This is a genomic window from Nocardia rhizosphaerihabitans, from assembly GCF_014646295.1.
GTDB lineage: Bacteria > Actinomycetota > Actinomycetes > Mycobacteriales > Mycobacteriaceae > Nocardia > Nocardia rhizosphaerihabitans.
Genome location: NZ_BMNE01000003.1, coordinates 842,273 through 859,234, shown reverse-complemented (window position 1 = coordinate 859,234; position 16,962 = coordinate 842,273). Strand labels below are relative to the sequence as shown.

Annotated in this window: 15 protein-coding genes; 6 read left to right on the top strand and 9 right to left on the bottom strand. The window is 69.3% G+C overall.

Going from position 1 to position 16,962, the window contains the following annotated elements; genetic code table 11:
• Nucleotides 1-2 precede the first annotated feature (2 nt).
• Complete coding sequence (locus tag IEY60_RS16805) at nt 3-1,148, bottom strand: AI-2E family transporter (protein ID WP_229739891.1); 1,146 nt, start codon at nt 1,146-1,148, stop codon at nt 3-5.
• 131 nt (nt 1,149-1,279) lie between these two features.
• Between IEY60_RS16805 and IEY60_RS16800 the strand changes: the two genes are divergently transcribed.
• A complete protein-coding gene (locus IEY60_RS16800) occupies nt 1,280-2,884 on the top strand; it encodes an FAD-binding protein (protein WP_229739890.1) in 1,605 nt (534 codons plus the stop codon).
• Nucleotides 2,885-2,939: 55 nt separating this feature from the next.
• Here the strand turns inward: IEY60_RS16800 and IEY60_RS16795 are convergent, their stop codons facing one another.
• The 3 genes from IEY60_RS16795 to IEY60_RS16785 form a co-directional block, all read right to left on the bottom strand.
• On the bottom strand, nt 2,940-4,484 hold the full coding sequence (locus IEY60_RS16795; RefSeq protein ID WP_189029064.1) for an acyl-CoA carboxylase subunit beta: 1,545 nt from the start codon (nt 4,482-4,484) through the stop codon (nt 2,940-2,942).
• Between the two features lie 124 nt (nt 4,485-4,608).
• The gene (locus tag IEY60_RS16790; protein ID WP_189029062.1) at nt 4,609-6,390 is read right to left on the bottom strand and encodes a hydroxysqualene dehydroxylase; all 1,782 of its coding nucleotides are present in this window, start codon (nt 6,388-6,390) and stop codon (nt 4,609-4,611) included.
• Nucleotides 6,383-7,798, bottom strand: a complete 1,416-nt coding sequence (locus tag IEY60_RS16785) for an NAD(P)/FAD-dependent oxidoreductase (protein WP_189029060.1) — start codon at nt 7,796-7,798, stop codon at nt 6,383-6,385. The genes IEY60_RS16790 and IEY60_RS16785 overlap by 8 nt, the downstream gene beginning before the upstream one ends.
• A gap of 202 nt (nt 7,799-8,000) precedes the next feature.
• On the opposite strand from IEY60_RS16785, the gene IEY60_RS16780 reads away from it, so the two are divergent.
• A complete protein-coding gene (locus IEY60_RS16780; protein ID WP_189029058.1) occupies nt 8,001-8,639 on the top strand; it encodes a TetR/AcrR family transcriptional regulator in 639 nt (212 codons plus the stop codon).
• Between the two features lie 12 nt (nt 8,640-8,651).
• On the opposite strand, the gene IEY60_RS16775 is transcribed toward IEY60_RS16780, so the two are convergent.
• Nucleotides 8,652-9,437, bottom strand: coding sequence for an alpha/beta fold hydrolase (locus IEY60_RS16775; RefSeq protein ID WP_189029056.1), 786 nt, complete (start codon nt 9,435-9,437; stop codon nt 8,652-8,654).
• A gap of 184 nt (nt 9,438-9,621) precedes the next feature.
• On the opposite strand from IEY60_RS16775, the gene IEY60_RS16770 reads away from it, so the two are divergent.
• Genes IEY60_RS16770 through IEY60_RS16755 form a run of 4 tightly spaced genes read left to right on the top strand, consistent with a single transcriptional unit; the run spans nt 9,622 to nt 11,579 of the window.
• A complete protein-coding gene (locus tag IEY60_RS16770) occupies nt 9,622-10,119 on the top strand; it encodes an anti-sigma factor antagonist (RefSeq protein WP_189029053.1) in 498 nt (165 codons plus the stop codon).
• Nucleotides 10,120-10,136: 17 nt separating this feature from the next.
• Nucleotides 10,137-10,832 carry a hypothetical protein gene (locus tag IEY60_RS16765; protein WP_189029051.1) on the top strand — a complete coding sequence of 232 codons (696 nt, stop codon included), beginning with the start codon at nt 10,137-10,139 and terminating at the stop codon, nt 10,830-10,832.
• 26 nt (nt 10,833-10,858) lie between these two features.
• Nucleotides 10,859-11,092, top strand: a complete 234-nt coding sequence (locus tag IEY60_RS16760; protein WP_189029049.1) for a metallothionein — start codon at nt 10,859-10,861, stop codon at nt 11,090-11,092.
• A 34-nt stretch (nt 11,093-11,126) separates the two neighbouring features.
• Nucleotides 11,127-11,579 (top strand): SRPBCC family protein, encoded by a 453-nt coding sequence (locus tag IEY60_RS16755; RefSeq protein WP_189029047.1) that lies wholly within the window; start codon nt 11,127-11,129, stop codon nt 11,577-11,579.
• 17 nt (nt 11,580-11,596) lie between these two features.
• On the opposite strand, the gene IEY60_RS16750 is transcribed toward IEY60_RS16755, so the two are convergent.
• From IEY60_RS16750 to IEY60_RS35810, 4 genes are all read right to left on the bottom strand, one after another.
• Nucleotides 11,597-12,664, bottom strand: coding sequence for an NAD-dependent epimerase/dehydratase family protein (locus tag IEY60_RS16750; RefSeq protein ID WP_189029045.1), 1,068 nt, complete (start codon nt 12,662-12,664; stop codon nt 11,597-11,599).
• A gap of 101 nt (nt 12,665-12,765) precedes the next feature.
• A complete protein-coding gene (locus tag IEY60_RS16745) occupies nt 12,766-14,391 on the bottom strand; it encodes an FAD-dependent monooxygenase (RefSeq protein WP_189029042.1) in 1,626 nt (541 codons plus the stop codon).
• Between the two features lie 94 nt (nt 14,392-14,485).
• Nucleotides 14,486-14,959, bottom strand: coding sequence for a hypothetical protein (locus IEY60_RS16740; protein ID WP_189029040.1), 474 nt, complete (start codon nt 14,957-14,959; stop codon nt 14,486-14,488).
• Between the two features lie 88 nt (nt 14,960-15,047).
• Complete coding sequence (locus IEY60_RS35810) at nt 15,048-16,757, bottom strand: glycoside hydrolase domain-containing protein (RefSeq protein WP_229739889.1); 1,710 nt, start codon at nt 16,755-16,757, stop codon at nt 15,048-15,050.
• Between the last annotated feature and the right edge of the window lie 205 nt (nt 16,758-16,962).

The following is a 16,962-nucleotide window of genomic DNA, read 5'->3' as shown; positions in this document are numbered from 1 at the left end:
GTTCAGTCGTCGGCGGGTGCTTTCGCTGACCGTTTCCGGCGCGCTGTCGTCTGGTCGATGCGCGGATCCTCGGTCACCGCATAGTGTTTCACGTACTCGGACAGGAACGCCTGGACCGTCGCGGTGGCCGGGATGGCCAGCAACGCGCCGACGGCGCCGAGCAGCGCGCCACCGGCCAGCACCGCCAGCAGCGCGATCGCGGCATTGACGTCGACGGTGCGCGCGGTGATCCGCGGCTGCAGCAGATAGTCCTGGACCCACTGGTACACCACCGCGAACGCGATGACCCAGACCGCATCGAGCGGATCGACCGACAGTGCGACGAACACAGGCAGGATCGCGGCGATGTAGGTGCCGATGGTCGGGATGAACGCGGAGATCACGCCGAACCACACGCCGAGCGCGATGGGGTTGGGCAGGCCGAGGATCGCCAGGAACGCACCGTGCACGATCGCGGAGACGATGGCGAGCAGTAGCCGCGAATACAGGTAGCCGCCGGTTTTGTCGATGGCGAGATCCCACGCGTGCAGGAAGGTCCGCTGATGGGCGGGTGGCAGCATCGAGCAGACGGCGCGCCGCACCTTCGGCCCGCCGGCGGTGAGGTAGACGCTGAACAGCGCGATGGTCAGGACCTGCGCCAGCCCGCCGAGCACGGTCGTCGACACGCCCCAGACATTGTCGGCGGCGGTGCGGGCGTAACCCTCGATCAGGTCGGATTCGCGCAGCAGCCGCTGACTCAGCTCGTGCATCGTGAAGTGCTGGCCGAAGGCGCGATTGACCCAGTCGATGCCCTCCTCGAGCAATCGCGGTGTCTCGTGGGCCAGATTCGTCGTCGTCTCCACCAGCAGCGTCACCAATGCGGCGAGGAAGGCCAGCACACAGGCGAAGGTGCCGATGAACACCAGGCCGGTGGCGAGTCCGCGCGGCAGGCCTCGCCGCACCAGCACCGCGACGGCAGGCTCCATCGCCAGGGAGATGAAGAAGGCGACCACCAGGATGATCAGGATGCCGAGCAGCCGGTGGAACGCCCAGTCGGCGAGCAGGAACAGCCCGAAGAAGACCAGGGCCAGCGCCATCGCCCGGGGGAGCCACGGCGGCATCCCGGTGCGCGTGCGCGGCGGCGGCTGCTCCGGGGAATCGTTGTCCACGGCTTTCAGTGTCGCCCGGGACGGGCCGAGTCCCCGGCACCGACGCGGCCCTGGAAGCATTTCTAGAACACGTTATAGTTTTCTCGGGCGGCGACCATGTCGACGACACGTCCGCCCGGAAGGTGGTACAGGTGCGGACCTGGGATTTGTCAGCCGACGTCGTTGTCGTCGGATACGGCGGCGCCGGTGTGGTGGCGGCGCTGGCGGCGCGGGAGGCGGGCGCCGACGTTCTCGCGATCGACCGCTATCTGGGCGGCGGTGCGACGGCGCTGTCCGGTGGCATCGTGTACGCGGGTGGCGGCACCTGGGTGCAGCGTGCCGCGGGCATCGACGACGACGTCGAGAACATGCTCGCCTATCTGGAGGCCGAGGTCGGTGACGCGGTGAGCCCGACGACGCTGCGCCGATTCTGCGAAGAATCCCCGGCGTTGATCGACTGGCTGTCCGCGCACGGCGTGCCGTTCGAGCCGTCGGTGTGCCCGTACAAGACGTCGTACCCGACCGACGACTACTACCTCTACTACTCGGGCAGCGAGAACTCCGGCGGCTACCGGGAACTCGCGAAGCCGCGGCAGCGCGGCCATCGTGCGCACGGCCCCGGTGTGTCCGGCAAGGCGCTGTTCGGACCGCTGGCCGAGTCGGCGGCCAGGCGTGGTGTTCGCGTCCGAACCGGTTCCAGGGCAACCCGTCTCGTTGTCGAGGACGGGCAGGTGACCGGTGTCGAGGCCGTCACGATCGACGGTGCGCCCGCTGCGGTGCGGCGCCGGTTCGCCGTACTGGCGCGCATCTCGGCCAAACCCGGTGTGTACCACCCGGGTCTGCGCCGGGCTGTGGAGTCGCTGCTGGCCCGCATCGAGCGCAAGCACGGACGGCCGGTGCGGATCCAGGCGAGATCCGGGGTGGTGCTCACAACGGGTGGGTTCATCGCCAACCAGGCGATGGTGGCCCAGCATGCCCCCGCGTACCCGTGGTCGCAGGGGCTGCCGCTTGGCACCGCCGGTGACGACGGCAGCGGCATCACCATGGCGCAGGACATCGGCGCGGCGAGCGGCAAGATGGCGGCGATGTCGACCTGGCGCTTCATCGCACCGCCCAGTGCGCTGTTCGGCTCGATCGCCGTGAATCGCCTGGGACAGCGGATGATCGACGAATCCCGCTACGGTGCGGCACTGGGCGCGGCGATCGCGACCAGTCCCGGCAACCGGGCCTGGCTGCTCGTCGACGCCGAGCTGGAAGCCGAAGCCCGCACCCAGATCGGTCCGCAGTCGGTGTGGTTCCAGCGTATGCAGACCGAGCGGCTGTGGCGGATCGGGCGAGTCTCCGGCCGTACCGTCGAGGAGGTCGCCACCCGCGCCGGCATCGACCCGGTCGCCCTGCGCGACACCGTGGACGCGCACAACCGGGCGATCGAGCACAACCTGCCCGATCCGCTGGGCAAGCCCGACGACATCCGCCGCCCGATTCGCACCGGACCCTTCGTGCTGCTGGACATCTCGTTCACCGCACGGCTCACCTACCCGATGCCGATGCTCACCCTCGGCGGCCTGCTGGTCGACGAGGACACCGGCGCCGTCCGCGCGGAATCCGGCGGCGTCGTCCCCGGCCTCTTCGCGGCGGGTCGCGCGGCGGTCGGTGTCTGCTCGAACTCCTACGTCAGCGGCCTGTCCCTGGCCGACTGCGTCTTCTCCGGCCGCCGTGCGGGCGCACACAGCGTCCAGCCTGCCCCGCGCAGCTGACCGGAACCGCGAATCAGTCTGGGCAGGTGCGTGATTCGCACCTGCCCAGACCGGTTCACAGCGGCAGGAGGTGGTGCTTGCGCGGGTAGCGCACGACCTTCTTGTCGCGCAGCAGATGCAGGGCGCGGCGGATTTCCAGGCGGGTGGTCGACGGCTCGATGACGCGGTCGATGTAGCCGCGCTCGGCGGCGATCCACGGAGTGGCGATGGTCGCGTTGTAGAAGTCGATCATCTGCTGCCGGATCGCGCCGCGCTGGTCCTCGGGGGTCGCGTCGAGGATCTTGCGCTGGGTCAGGCCGACGGCACTCTCGGCGCCCATGACCGCGATGCGCGCGGTCGGCCAGGCCAGGTAGGCGTCGCAGCCCAGCGCCTTGGCGCCCATGACGGCCCAACCGCCGCCGTAGGCCTTGCGGATCACGACGGTCACCTTGGGGACGGTGGCCTCCACGTAGGCGAACAGGAACCGGCCGCCGCGCTTGATGACGCCCGCCTTCTCCTGCTCCACGCCGGGCAGGAAGCCGGGGGTGTCGACCACGAGCACCAGCGGGATCTCGAAGGCGTTGCAGATGTGGATGAAGTGCGAGGCCTTGTCGCTGGCCTTCGCGTCGAGCGCGCCTGCCAGCACGGTCGGCTGGTTGGCGACCACGCCGACGGGCCTGCCGTCGACCCGGGCGAAGCCGGTGATGATGTTCTCGGTGGCGGCCGCGCCGATCTCGTGGAACTCGCCGTCGTCGAAGATCCGCAGCAGCACGTCGTGCATGTCGTAGACCATGTTGTCGGAGTCGGGGACCAGCTTGTTCAGCGTGAGGTCGGATTCGGTGACCTCCGGCTCCAGACCGGGATTCACGACCGGCGGGAGTTCGGTGGAGCTCGACGGCAGGTAGCTCAGGTAGTTGCGCACCCATTCGAAGGCGGCGGGCTCGTCCTTGGCGACATGGTGGATGTTGCCGTAGGCGGCCTGGTTGTAGACGCCGCCCAGTTCCTCCATGTCGACCTTCTCACCGATGGCGTCCTCGATGATCTTGGGACCGGTGACGAACATGTGCGCGCTCTCGGTGGCGACCACGACATCGGTGCAGATCGGCTGGTACACCGCACCCGCCGCGCAGTTGCCCAGGATGAGCGAGACCATCGGCACCGCACCCGAGAGCGGCTCCATCATGGTCGCCAGCTCGCCGTACCAGCGCAGCGACGACACGGCCTCCTGCACGCGCGCGCCGCCGGAGTCGTTGATGCCGACCAGCGGACAGCCCATCTTGCCCGCGAGATCCATGATCGCGGCGACCTTGCGGCCGAACATCTCACCGATGGTGCCGCCGTAGACGGTCTGGTCGTGGGAGAACACGGCGACCGGACGCCCGTCGACCAGGCCGTGCCCGGTGACCACACCGTCGCCGTAGAGGGCGTTCTTGTCGGTGGGGTTGCGCACGAGGGCGCCGATCTCGATGAACGTGCCCGGGTCCATCAACATGTTGATGCGATCGCGGGCGGACGGGATGCCTTTGCGAGCTCGCTTGGCGGCCCCCGCCTCTCCGGCCGGTTCCTGCGCAAGCGCCAGCTTTTCCCGCAGGTCGGCAAGCTTTTCGGCAGTAGCACTCATCTATTACATCCAGATTGTCGCAGTGGGCGCCGTCACCGCGTCCGGTGGGCGTTTCGCCACACTACCGGGGCCGCCGGGGAAGGCCCAGTCGCCCGGGGTTGTGAGCCTTCACCACCACGCATGCTCAGCCGTCGAGCAAGTGGGGGAGGCCGGCTCGAAAGCGGTCTGCGTCGATGGCTTTGGCCGCGGCGAAGGCAGGCGGGGAGACCAGCGGGAAGATCTGGGCGCGGGGCGCGGGGTCGTCGGCGGCGTCGAGGATGGCGTTGGCTGCGGCGCGGCCGGATTCGTTGGCGCCTTCCATCGTGGCCAGGTCGATATGGCTGCGAACGTGGTCGCCACCGAAGTAGAGGTTGGGAATCGCGCAGTGCGCGTCGGGGCGGTTGTCGTACGAGCCGACGGTGTTGACCAGCAGTGGGGTCTCGTTGTGGATGCCGCCGCCGGACCAGGTGATGCCGGGATCCAGGTGCCAGGAATGGATGTCCTCGCCGCGCAACCAGCCGGTGCCGGTGTTGAGCCAGGCCTCGAGCTGGGCCCAGGTTTCGGCGGCGATCTCGTCCGCACTGCATTGCTTGGCGGTGCGGCCGTAGAGGATTCCCGGTGTGTCCCAGTCGGAGATGTCGACCGACAGGCATTCCAGCACCGAGCCGTCGCCGTAGGTGGCGGGGAAATCGCCGACCCACATGGGGGCTTGGCGCAGCGCGGTCAATGCCCAGGGCGAGCCGAGCGCGGCGATGTGTCCTTCGGGAATGTCGGTCGGGCGGCGCAGGTAGTACTGGATGCCGACCATCCAGTCGGTGACCAGGTTTCGCATCCCCTCCAGGCGCGGATCGGCGTCGAGGATCGACCCGTCGAGCAGGTCGACGGCGCGGTCGACCGGCATGGCGCACAGGTAGTGATCGGCGGTCACCGTGGCGGTGCCACGCGTGCCGGTCACCGTCGCCGAGGCGATGCGGCCGCCGGCCAGCTGCACTGCGGAAACCCCCTGTCCCATCACGAAACGCACCCCGAGCGAGCGCAGGTACTCCACCCACGGATCGATCCACGCGGCGTTGGTCGGGCGGTTGAGGATCCGGTCGACGCCACCGGAGAACTGCGGGACCGTGCCGGAGGCGGCCAGGACCAGTGCCTCGCCGATCGTGCCGATGGTGCGCGCCGAGCTCGTCTGCGGCTTCGCGGCGACGGTGATCCGGGTGAGCGCGTTGACCAGGTACTTCCGGTACGCGGGCGACTTGCCCTCGGCGTGCATGATCTGTTCCCAGGTCACGTATTCCCACTGGCCGAAGCGCCGTTCGGTGCTCGAGGTGAACCACACGAGCATCTGTTTGGCGAAGAACGACAGCTCGTGCGCCGGCAGGTCGGGGACGAAGCCGAGCGCGCCGATGATGCTGTTCTGCACCAGTTCCGGCGTCAGCTGGCCCAGTCCACCCAGCTCGACGGGTGTGAAGATCGGCGGCAGGCCCCGGAATCCGGCGACCGTGCCCTCGACCCGCACCAGGTTGTCGAGCACGCCGTTCGGGTTGCCGGGGAACGGAATTCGGCTCATGGTGTCGGGAACGTGCTGATAGCAGCCGGGGAAGAACCGGAATCCGTGCTCGCCCGGCAACTCCGCGCGACCGGGTGACGCCGTTCCCGGCACACCCATGCTGCGGGCCTTGCCGCCGAGGAACGCCGGTTCGTAGACGGTGACCTCGTATCCGCGCTCGGCCAGTTCGTGTGCCGCGCTCAGACCGGCCATGCCGCCGCCGAAGATGGCGACCGCCTTGCCGCCGGATCGCAGCAGTGGCGAGCGGCGGGCGGCCGAGGCGCCCGGGGGAGCGGCCGCGAGTGCGGCTCCGGCGACGAGTCCGGCGCGCAACGCGGTGCGCCGGGTGATCGGTGCTGACAACGGTGTCGGCTGATCAGGCATGGTGTTCTCCTGGACCTGCGGTGGTGAGGGTGGCGCGCGGCGGGAACGGTGCCGCGGAGCGAGGTACGGTGCCACGCAGGGTCGTTCGCGTGGTGCGCCATTCGCCGGTCGCGTCGCGAAGCTCGCGGGCCAGATCGGCGAGGACGGCGGGAGTGGACTGATGGCGCAGCGCGCTCCCGGCCAGGCGCAGCGCCCGGGCCGGGGTGTACAGCTCGGCGGGCCTGCGGGTGCGGGAGAAGATGCCCGTGGTGATCTCCGCCAGTTCCGGATCGTCGACGGCTGTGCGATAGAGCTCGATCTCCAAGGGCCGCATGGCCTCACCGCGTGCGAGGCGATTGGTCCAGTGGAAGATCTCGCGGCACTCGGTGATGCGACGGCGCTCCCACTCCGTCAGCGCCGCATCGAGGGCGCGCGGGTCGTCGAGGACCTCGACGACCGACTCGGCGAGCGTGCGTCCGTAGTGCAGTGCGTCCCGGATGCCCTGCGCCGTGACGGGATCTTTGAAATGTCCCGAGTCGCCGGGCAGTGCCCACCCTGAACCCGCGGAGCGCCGGAAGTAGGAGGAGATGCCGGTGGCGGAGCGGACGCGACCGACCCGCGCACAGCCGCGTAGTCGCTCGGTCAGGTCCGGAATCCGTGCCAGGGCTTCGGCATAGCGACGTTCCGCTGCACCGGGCCCGCGTGCGCCACCGGCGACAGCGGGCGGCTGCACCAGACTGAGTACCAGTCCGTCGTCGCACGGGAAGGCGGTGCCGAGGTCGGCGCCCTCGCGCCACTGGGCAGCGATGTGGCGCGCAGCGTCGGCGGTGTCACGCCAGTAGGCGAAGTAGCAGTCGCGCCCACTGGGCACGGTCAGGAACGGTTGCTCGGCGCCCACCGCCCGCGCGATGGTGCTGCGCCGCCCGTCCGCCCCGACGACGAGCGCCGCGCGGATCTCCACGACCCGGCCCGCGCTGTCGAGATAACGCACACCGGCACAACGGTTTCCGTCCCACACCACCGAGGTGACCCGGCAGCGCGGCCGAACGTCGGCGCCTGCGGCCACCGCCGTGCGCACCAGCGCCGCGTCGAGTCCGGTCCGGCGCACGCACATCGCGTAGTCGATGCCGTCGACCGCGGGAAATGCCGAACCGACGCCGTAGCCGGCGCCCTGCGCGAAGGCCGTCGTCAGCCGTGGCGCACCGAGGGCTTCGACGGCGGCCAGCGCGTCGAGACGCTGTAGTTCGGCCAGACCGGCGGGCCAGAGCAGATGGGTCGACAGCGTGTCCGAGGGAAAGGCGGCGGCATCGAGGACGACGACATCGCGACCCGCCCCTGCCAGCGTCGCCGCCGTCGCCGACCCGGCGCAGCGCGCGCCGACCACGACGACATCAGCCCGTTCGACCGCTGTGGCAGGGGAATCGACCATGAGAACCGCCTCGGTCAGCAAGTCTCGGACAGTGTGTCCGATTGATGATGAGCTGACCGGCGCGACGGTGTCAATAGCGAACCCGCGCAACGGGATTGCCAGTGCCTGTACCCGGCCGCCGAACCGGCCCGGTACGCGACGGGCACAATGGGCACATGGTCAATGCCAGCGCACCAGCCTCGACACCGGCAACGGTCCGCCGATGCCTTCGCTGACCCGGGTCCCGCGATCAGCGCGCAAACCCGCCGACGACCGGCGCGCCGAATTCGAGCGCCGCGTCCTGACCGCGGTCGAAGACCTGCTCGCCGACGGCACGCCGTTCACCGAGATCGCCGTGCAGAAGATCGCCGCCGCCTCCGGTGCGGCCAGATCCACCTTCTACCGCTACTTTCCGGACAAGAGCCAGTTGCTGATCCGGATGGCGGAGCTGGCGACCACCGATCTGTTCGCGGCGGCGGAACTGTGGTGGAGCGCCGAGCACACCGATCAGCAGGCCGGTGTCGTGCAAGCGATGCGGGCGATGATCGGCGGTTTCCGCGACCACCGCTATCTGCTGCTCGCCCTGAGCGAAGTCGCCTCCTACGACCGGGAAGTCGGCGCCTACTGGCGCTCGCGGGTGACGACCTTCGCCGAGCTGGTGCGCGCGCGGCTCGAGGCCGAGCGGGCAGCGGGCCGCGTCGGGCAGCAGCTCGATCCGCGGGCCACCGCGCTGGTGCTCACCTCGATGGTCGAGCGCACGATTTCCGTCGCGTTCGCCGCCGAAACCGGTATCGGCGACGAGGAATTGGCCGAGGCGCTGGGCCGCGCGATCTGGCTCGTCATCTACGGCGACGCGCCCTAGCCGGGATGCCGGTCAGGCGTTCACCGCCGCTTCCCGCAGAATCGGCAGCAACGCCCTGGCGCCGACCATGTGGTTCTGTCCGGCCAGCAGGCGATGGGTCGCCTGGGGGATGGCTTCGGCCAGCTGACCGGCCACCTGATGCAGGCCGGGCGGGCTCTTCTCGCCGACCGCGACGAGCACGGGCGCGTCGATACTGGTGAACCGCTCGAGCGGTGGCAGAACCTCGGTCAGACCGATGTCGTACATCAAGGTCGGCGCGAGGGCCTTCATGGTCTTCCAGCCGGGGAACAACGGCAACAGCGCGACGAACGCGCGCGGCATGCCGATTCCTCGGAGGAAGACTTTCAGCGCCCGCGCGTTCTTGTCGGCTGCGAGAAGGGCGCCCACCTCCTCGGCCAACCGGGCGTAGGAGACCCGTTCGGCCTCGTCGTGCACGTAGGACGCGTCGTAGATCGCCACCGCGGCGATCTTGTGCGGCATCCGCGCCGCGGCTTCGAGAGCCAGGGCAGCGCCCGAGGAATGGCCGTAGAGAATCGCGGTGCCGCCGGCGGCATCGACCAGCGCCTCGATATCGTCGACCTCCCGCTGCTTCGCGTACGGCATCGTGTTCCCGCTGTCGCCGCGGCCACGGCGGTCGTAGTTGTAGACGGTGAACTCCGTGGCGAACACCGCGGCGTCGGTGGCGATGGGCCGGAACTTCCGGAAGCACGTCGCGCCGGTGATGTAGATCAGCGCTGGACCGTCGCCGGCGACGTCATAGGCGAGTTTCGTGCCGTCCTGCGATGTAGTCGTCCTCATGGTGGTGATGACGGGCCCGAACGCCGAAACTCATCGGATCCCGCGATTCCGGTGCTCCGCATCAGGTGGATCACAACCGATGACAGCGCCGATCCGGCGTGCTGGAATGGGGAATCCAGCCGATCTCGAGCAGCCAGGACCGGTGGGGCCGTGCGAGCTTGCCGGTGCCGAGGAATGGGTACGTGTGGACACCACCAATTCCAGCCGCGGTGACGACCAGCCCGTCGACCTCGCGACACGCTTGCGCGCCGAGACTGTCCTCGGCGGCGCGGCCACTGTGCTGCGGGTGTACGGGGAGATCGATGCCTGTACCGCGGCTCGGTGGCGGGACATCCTCGACGACGCGGTGCGGACCGCGGGGGATCGCGGGCACCTGGTGGTCGACATCAGCGACGTGACATTCATGTCGTGTCGTGCCATTTTCGACATGGCCGCCTGCGCCAAGGCCTACCGCTGCGGCGGCGCGCGGATGAGCGTGATCAACCCCGCGCCCTCGACGATCGATCGCATCGTCACCGCCGCCGGCCTGACCGAATGGTTGCCGCTGTACACGGACCTGGCCGATGCCACGGGTGCTCGTCCCGCGCTCACGGACCCGGCTGCTCGGCCACCGTCGGAGTACCCGACTCGGCCCGAACCCGGTGTGCCGAAATCGGCGACAACGCGATTCGGGTTCCCGTGATCGGGTACGCGCGCGATGTGACTGACATGAACCTGCTCGAGATAGCGGAGCGGCGCGGGCCGTTCGCCGTCGTGTACATGGACGCGTCACCCGACACCGAGGACTCCGCACAGCCGTGGGACCTGCGCTGCCGATCCATCCGGGAACGGCTGGTGACCGCGGGCGCGGGCCAGGGAATGCTCGATCAGTTCGACCGCGCGATCACCGACAGCCCGCCGGGGCGCGGCCGGGCAGGCAGGCTGCTGATCCTGGACGAGAACACCGTCCACGTCGACGAGTACCTGCCCGAACCACCCGCACGGGAGGTCGTGCGAGTCTCGGCGCTGCCGTATTTGATACCGCTGCTGCCTCAGCACGCGGTGCAGCAGGAGGTCCTCGACACCTTCGCCGCCGAATTCGGCCGCGAAGGCGGCTTGGCTGTCACCGGCCTCGGCGCGACTGCCGAGGCGCTGCGAATGGCCAATGTCGATCGCCTGCTGATCGACCCGGACCGGCTCGGTGACCGCACCGTACAGGTCGGCGCCGACCGCGCGCAGGTGGTCGCAGGCCCGGACGGTCCGGCGAGCTGGACCGCGGGCACAGCACCACACCAGACCTGCCGAGCCGATGAAGCTCTTCCCGTCGCCGCGCTCCTGATGGGGGCCGAAGTGACCACGGTGTCCGGTGGCTTACCGTCGGAAGACGGCGTAGCCGCGCTCGTCCGTCAACGCTGACATCGATCCGAGAGAGGTGATCACCCATGGCCATTTGCGAAACCTGCGGTAACGACTACGCCCGATCCTTCACCGTCAGCCGTAATGGCGACAGCTGGACCTTCGACAGCATCGAATGTGCCGCATCGAAACTCGCACCGAGCTGCGCGCACTGCGGCTGCCGGATCCTCGGCCACGGCGTCGAGGCGACCGGCACCGTGTACTGCTGCGCCAGCTGTGCCCGCATGGCAGGCCACAACGAACTGGTCGACAGCGCGTGAGAAGAGCGAGGACCTCCCGGAAATCGGAGGAAACATGGTCGAGGTGACGCACAGGGCGCAGGCCTCTGTGAACGACGTGTTCGCCGTGCTCGCCGACGGATGGCTGTATTCGGGCTGGGTGGTCGGCGCTTCGCACATCCGCGAGGTCGACGATGCGTGGCCCGCGGTGGGCGCGCGGATCCATCACAGTGTCGGACCGTGGCCGTTGACCATCGAGGACACGACCTCGGTCCGATCCGTCGACCCGCCGCACACGCTGGAACTCGAAGCCAGGCTCTGGCCGGTCGGCGCCGCCGTCGTACGGCTGGAGTTGCGCGAGACCGGCCCGGCGTCGTGCGAGATCACGATGAGCGAGCGCGCGGTACGCGGGCCCGGCCGGTTGATCCCGCATGCGGCCCAGGCGGTTCTGCTCGTGCCGCGCAACCGCGAATCCCTCACCCGCCTTACCGACCTGGCGGTCGGCCGTAACCCGAGCACGACGCCGTAGCCGCCCTGCGGGATACCTCAGACCCGCAGAGCGGCGTCCTCCCGGCTCCCCATTCCCGTGGTGAATTCGTGGATGCGCAGCGGTCCGCCCGCATGCGGATCGAGCGGCGGTGTATCGCTGCCCGCACCGCTGCGCAGCCCGCCCAGCATGTGGTGGATCGCCTCTTCGGAGCTGAAACGGGGCTGCCACCCGAGTTCGGCCCGTGCCCGGCCGGTGTCCATCAGGGGCAGATGCAACATCGCGTCGAACAGGTCCGGTGAGGCCGGGACCAGGCGTGCGTGCCATCCCGTCGCCAGCGCGGTGCGCACCAGCATCGGCGGGATCTCCACGGTGCGGGCTCCGAGAGCGGCGCCCAGCGCGGCTCGGTCCACCACCGGCTCGGCCGCCAGATTGAACGGGCCCCGGGCCTCGGTGGTGACGGCGAGCGCGTAGGCCTTCCCGACATCGCGGCTGTGCACGGCTTGGAACCGCAGCCCGCGAGGGAGTAGCAGGATCGGCATCATGCCGGGCCGGACGAGTCTGTTCGGCAGCAACGGGCCGAGGAACAGCCGCCGCTGTTCACTCGCGGCCTCCCGCCGGAAACTGAACGCCGGTCGCATCCGCACGACCCGGCGGTCGGGATATTCGGCTTCGAATCGGTCGAGAAGCCGTTCCACATAAGCCTTTTCGCGCATGTATCCGGCGGCGGGCCAGCCGTCGGTCGGCCAGCTCTCCGGCACCCTGCGGTCGTCGTCGCACGGTGAGTACGCCCCGACCGAGGAGGCATAGACCAGTGCGGGAACCTGCGCCGCGGCGACGGCACGCAATACCCGTTCGGTTCCGCCCACATTGGCGCGCCAGGTCGTGAGCGGTTGATGGGACGGCTGGAACAGCCAAGCCAGGTGCACGACCACGTCCGCGCCGTGGAACAACGACTCCAGGTCGTCGGTGCGAACGTCGGCGTGCTCCCACCGCACGCCGGGCCGCTCGTCGGCGGGTATCCGGCGGGCGACACCGACTATCTCGTCGACCTGTGCATCCCCTGCCAGCGCTTCGATGACGCTGGTTCCGATATTTCCGGTGGCTCCGACAATCACGACACGCATGCTCACTCCTCACGTCGTCAGCGAACCCCCTCTTTCCTGCGCGCCTACCCGCAGCGGCCGAGGCGAAACCGGCTCCGCGTAGGGCCTCGCGCGGGGGCGGGTCAGGCTGTTCTCAGCGGGGCGAAGATCGTTTCGAGGTGGTGGGTGACGTCGTCGGACGAGACAGGGCAGGCGGCGTATCCCAGGTAGCCGTCGGGGCGCACGACGTAGACGGCGCCCGGACCCGCGTGGTACCGACGGGCAAAGTCGCCGTCACGGTCACGGATGATCGGCAGCGTCGTCTGCGCGATGACGGCGTCGGGTGCGGCGACCAGGTAGGTATCGAGCCTGCCCCCGGTCACCGTCCGGATGCGCTCGACCCAGGCTTCGACGGTGTCGATCGCCGTCGCGTCGCAGGTGCCGTCGACATAGGCGAGGACGGTGTGGTCCGGGCCGGTGAGCAGGGTGAACAGCCGGAAGGGGTCGGTCACCGCCGCACGGGTCAGGCCGGTCGCGTCCGGGGCGCGGCTGCCCGCCGACGGCGCCGGTGCGCCGGCGGCGGATTCGGCCACGACGGGACTGTCGCGATAGTCGATCAGCAGTTGAGCTTCGCGCCGCAGCACCTGGACGGGGTCGGTTTCCCCGGCACCGATGCCCTCCCTGGCATGGCGAACCGTGCGGCCTACGACTTCCTCCCCGACAGGCCTGCGTTCCGCGTCATAGCTCGCCAGCAGGTCCGGCGCGGCCACCCCCGCGACCGCGAGCGCGAGTTTCCAAGCGAGGTTGTGCGCGTCCTGGATGCCGGTGTTCATGCCCTGAGCGCCCGTGGGCGGGTGAATATGGGCCGCGTCGCCCGCGACGAAAACCCGCCCCCGCGAATAGGAGTCGACAATGCGGTGGCTGATCCGGAACACCGACGACCAGCGCATCCGCGACGCCGTCGTCGGCTCGGGTGCCAGCCGGTCCAGGACCGCCTGGATGTGTGAGAGTTCGGGCGCCGGCCCGCTGCTGATGCCGTGCGCCACCTTGTCGCCGTCGGCGATCTCGAGCTCCGGCGGAACGCGCATGGACACCCGGTAGCGACGGTGGCCCGGCAGCGGGATGCAGACCAGCACGTCGTCGGTGACGCCGTCGGTCCGGTGCATCGCCCGCACGCCGTAGCCACGCGGTTGCGACCAGTCCAGTTCCACATCGCCGAGCATGTACTGCTCGGTGAACGCGGCACCTTCGAAGTTCAGGCCCAGTGTCTTGCGGACGGTGCTGTGCGCGCCGTCGCAGCCAACCAGATACCGCGTCCGGACGGTGTGCTCGCCGTCGGGCCCGCGGAGTGTGGCTTCGACGCCGTCGTCGTCCTGGGTGAACCCGGTGAGCGTGACGCCACGCTCGATACGCGTCCCCATCGACGCCAGCCGCTGCCACAGAATGCGCTCGGTCTCGTACTGGGGGATGCCGATGAACCCGAACGGCACGTCGGGCGGCAAGCTCAGCTCCAACCGATCCGCTTCGACCCCGTTGACGTAGACGATCTGCCCGCGCAGCCGGATCGAGGCGTCGAGGATCTCCCGCAGGACACCCATCGCCTCGAAGAGTTCGAGCGTGCGTGGCTGGATTCCGACCGCTTTCGCATACCGCGGTGGACTGGCCAGCGCGTCGACGATCCGGCAGCGCACCCCGCGCCGAACCAGTTCGACGGCCGCTGCCGATCCCACCGGACCGGCGCCGACGATGAGGACTTCGGTGTCCACCATGCGACATCACCTCGTGCTGGAAGAATCCGCGTCAGTGTTGTGTGCCGATCGTACGCCGGGGGGTCGTGGGGACACTACGACCGAATTCGGCCGCTCAGGGCATTTCGACCGTTTCGGCCCTGGCGATCTCGTCGATGGCCCGCCGAACGCTGTCCTGTGCGGGTACCCGTGCGAGCCCGGCCAGGTAGGCGATGAGCAGCACCGCGGCAGGCTGCGGGTTCGGCGCGGCGTGGTCGGGTTCGTTCGCGTCGTCGACCCCGAGTGCGCCGGTGAGCGCGCCGACGACAGCGGTGGCGTCGATGCGGGAGAACCACGTCGCCGACTGCCGCACCACCGTCTCCAGCACGGCCCGCACGTCGTCGCCGGTGAGCCCGTCGGGATGCGCGATCTCCAGCAGTTCCCGCACGATCGCGGCCAGCACCGAGCTCACCTGGTCGGCGGGGAGCTCGGCGAGGTCAGCGACGGCCTCGGTGAACGCGGGTTCGTCGGCCGCGTGGGCCGCGGCGACGGCGGCCTCGACGGCGGAAGCGATCGTGCGAGCTGACGACGGCCAGTCGGTCGGCCACATGGCGCGGTTCTCCTCACGGGTCGGCGTGCCACGTCCGTGCGCGGCACGCCGCCAGCGTAGTCAGTGCGGCGACACCGTTGCTCGGCTGTCACGCGGGACGCTCGAGCGGTGTGTCGGGGTCGCCGGAATTGCGCAGCGCGAGAATCTGTTCCGGCACCCAGTAGATGCGGCCGAACTCGAACTCCTGGTAGACGCCGTCGTCGTGGGTGATCTCGTCGGAGGCGGGCCAGCCGAGCTCACCTTTCTCGAATCCGGCCGCCGACCACCGCGCGCCGATCGCGCCGTGGACGCGATACCCGGGTTGCCCGGCCCGGCGGTAGACGGTGCCGCCCTGGAAGGTCTGCGCGAGACCGGGACCGGTGCCGCGCGGGTCGGGCAGTTCGGTGTGCTCGGCGACCGGGTAGCCCAACGGGCCTGCCTCCCAACCCAGTTCGGCGTACTTGGTCATGATCGCCGTCGGGATCGCGTGGGCGTCGGTGTCCGGGTGCCAGTAGACGTACCCGTGTTCGAACTCGGCGAAGCGGCCGACGCCGTCGGGAGTCGCGAGTTCGCCGTCGGTGCGCCGGGCGCCGAGCCAGGGCGATGCCGCCGCCCTGTCATCGATGGCGTTGGGGGCCGTGCCGGCGAAGGCGGCGACATAGCCCGCGAAGACGTCCCAGGGAAAGTTCGGGCCTACGTCGGTGTGCGTGCCGATGCCGAGCGCTCGGGTCACGTACTGGTGATCGGCGATGCCGTCGCCCACGTGGTAGTCCGGGGCGATGACCGCCGTCGAATAGCCGTGCCGGTGTGCGCTGCGGACGGCGAGGTAGGCCGCGATACGCAGGTCGTCGTCGATGGCCAGCCAGGCCGCCCGCGACCACGCGACCCGGCTACCCGCGAAGCACAGGTTCACCGTGAACGGATTGGCCGAGAGCACCGACCAGGAAGCCAGTTCCTCCGGCACGACCCGCACCACGATCGCGTCACGCAGCGTGTAATGGTAGGAGACGCCGTTGGCGGGGTTGTTGAGATAGGCGGCCAGCGATTCGGCGGTGCCGTTGCCCTCCTGGGTGTGCAGGAGGAAGTTGGTGATCCGCGCTCCGTCGCGCGATGAGTGCGAAGGCCCGAGCCGGTCGAGCTCGGTGAACTGCGGTATCGGGACCGAGCGATCCAGGTTCCACTGCCCGAAGTCTGGTGCCAGGACGTCGTTGACATCGACATGGGTGCCGTCGATCAGCGGGCCGGGATTGCTCGGTGTGTCGATGATCCGCTGGTAGAGCACCGCTCTGGGCTCGCGCTCGGTGCCCGACCAGGCGCGGGTCTGCCACACCCAGCTGAAATCACCGCGACGGCCGACCACGTTGTCCTCGATCGCCCACGCGCATACCCGCGAATGCCCGTAGATGCCGGTCCATTCCGTGCCGAGCACCGCGTTGACACCGCGGAAGAACTCGACGGCCGTCTGATTCCACTGCGCGAGCGAGATGTCCTCGTCGACGGCGAAGAAGATCGGGGCCTGCCGCGGCCCGCCCACGCTCAGATGGGTGGACAGCGCCTGCTCGGCCATCCGCCTGCCGCCGTCGAACCCTGTCGTCCAGTCCGACGGGGTGGCATTGCCCGGTTTGCCGTACTGCCAGATGGATACGACATCCAGGCCGGCCGCGGCGAGTGCGCGTGCGTATTCGGCGGTGATCGGTTTGGCGCCGAAATTCGCACCCGGTCTGCTCGGTGCGACGTAGGCGAGGACCGCCGAGTGCCCCGCGGCCGCGATCGCGGCGGGATCGATGAGACGGGCGGCGAAATCGACAGCAGTCGACATGATTGACCCCCTGCATGACTTCATCATTGTTGGCATGGCTCACGCTGGTGCCCGAGAATCGGCACCGGGTGACCGAGGATCTCACCCAGCACCCATTCTAATCGAAACATTCAGCACCGCATCAAGATTCATAGACGATCCGTCTGACACTGTGGACTTACGTAGTTTCACTCACGCGCCGCCGCGGTGCCGACGGCTAACCTTT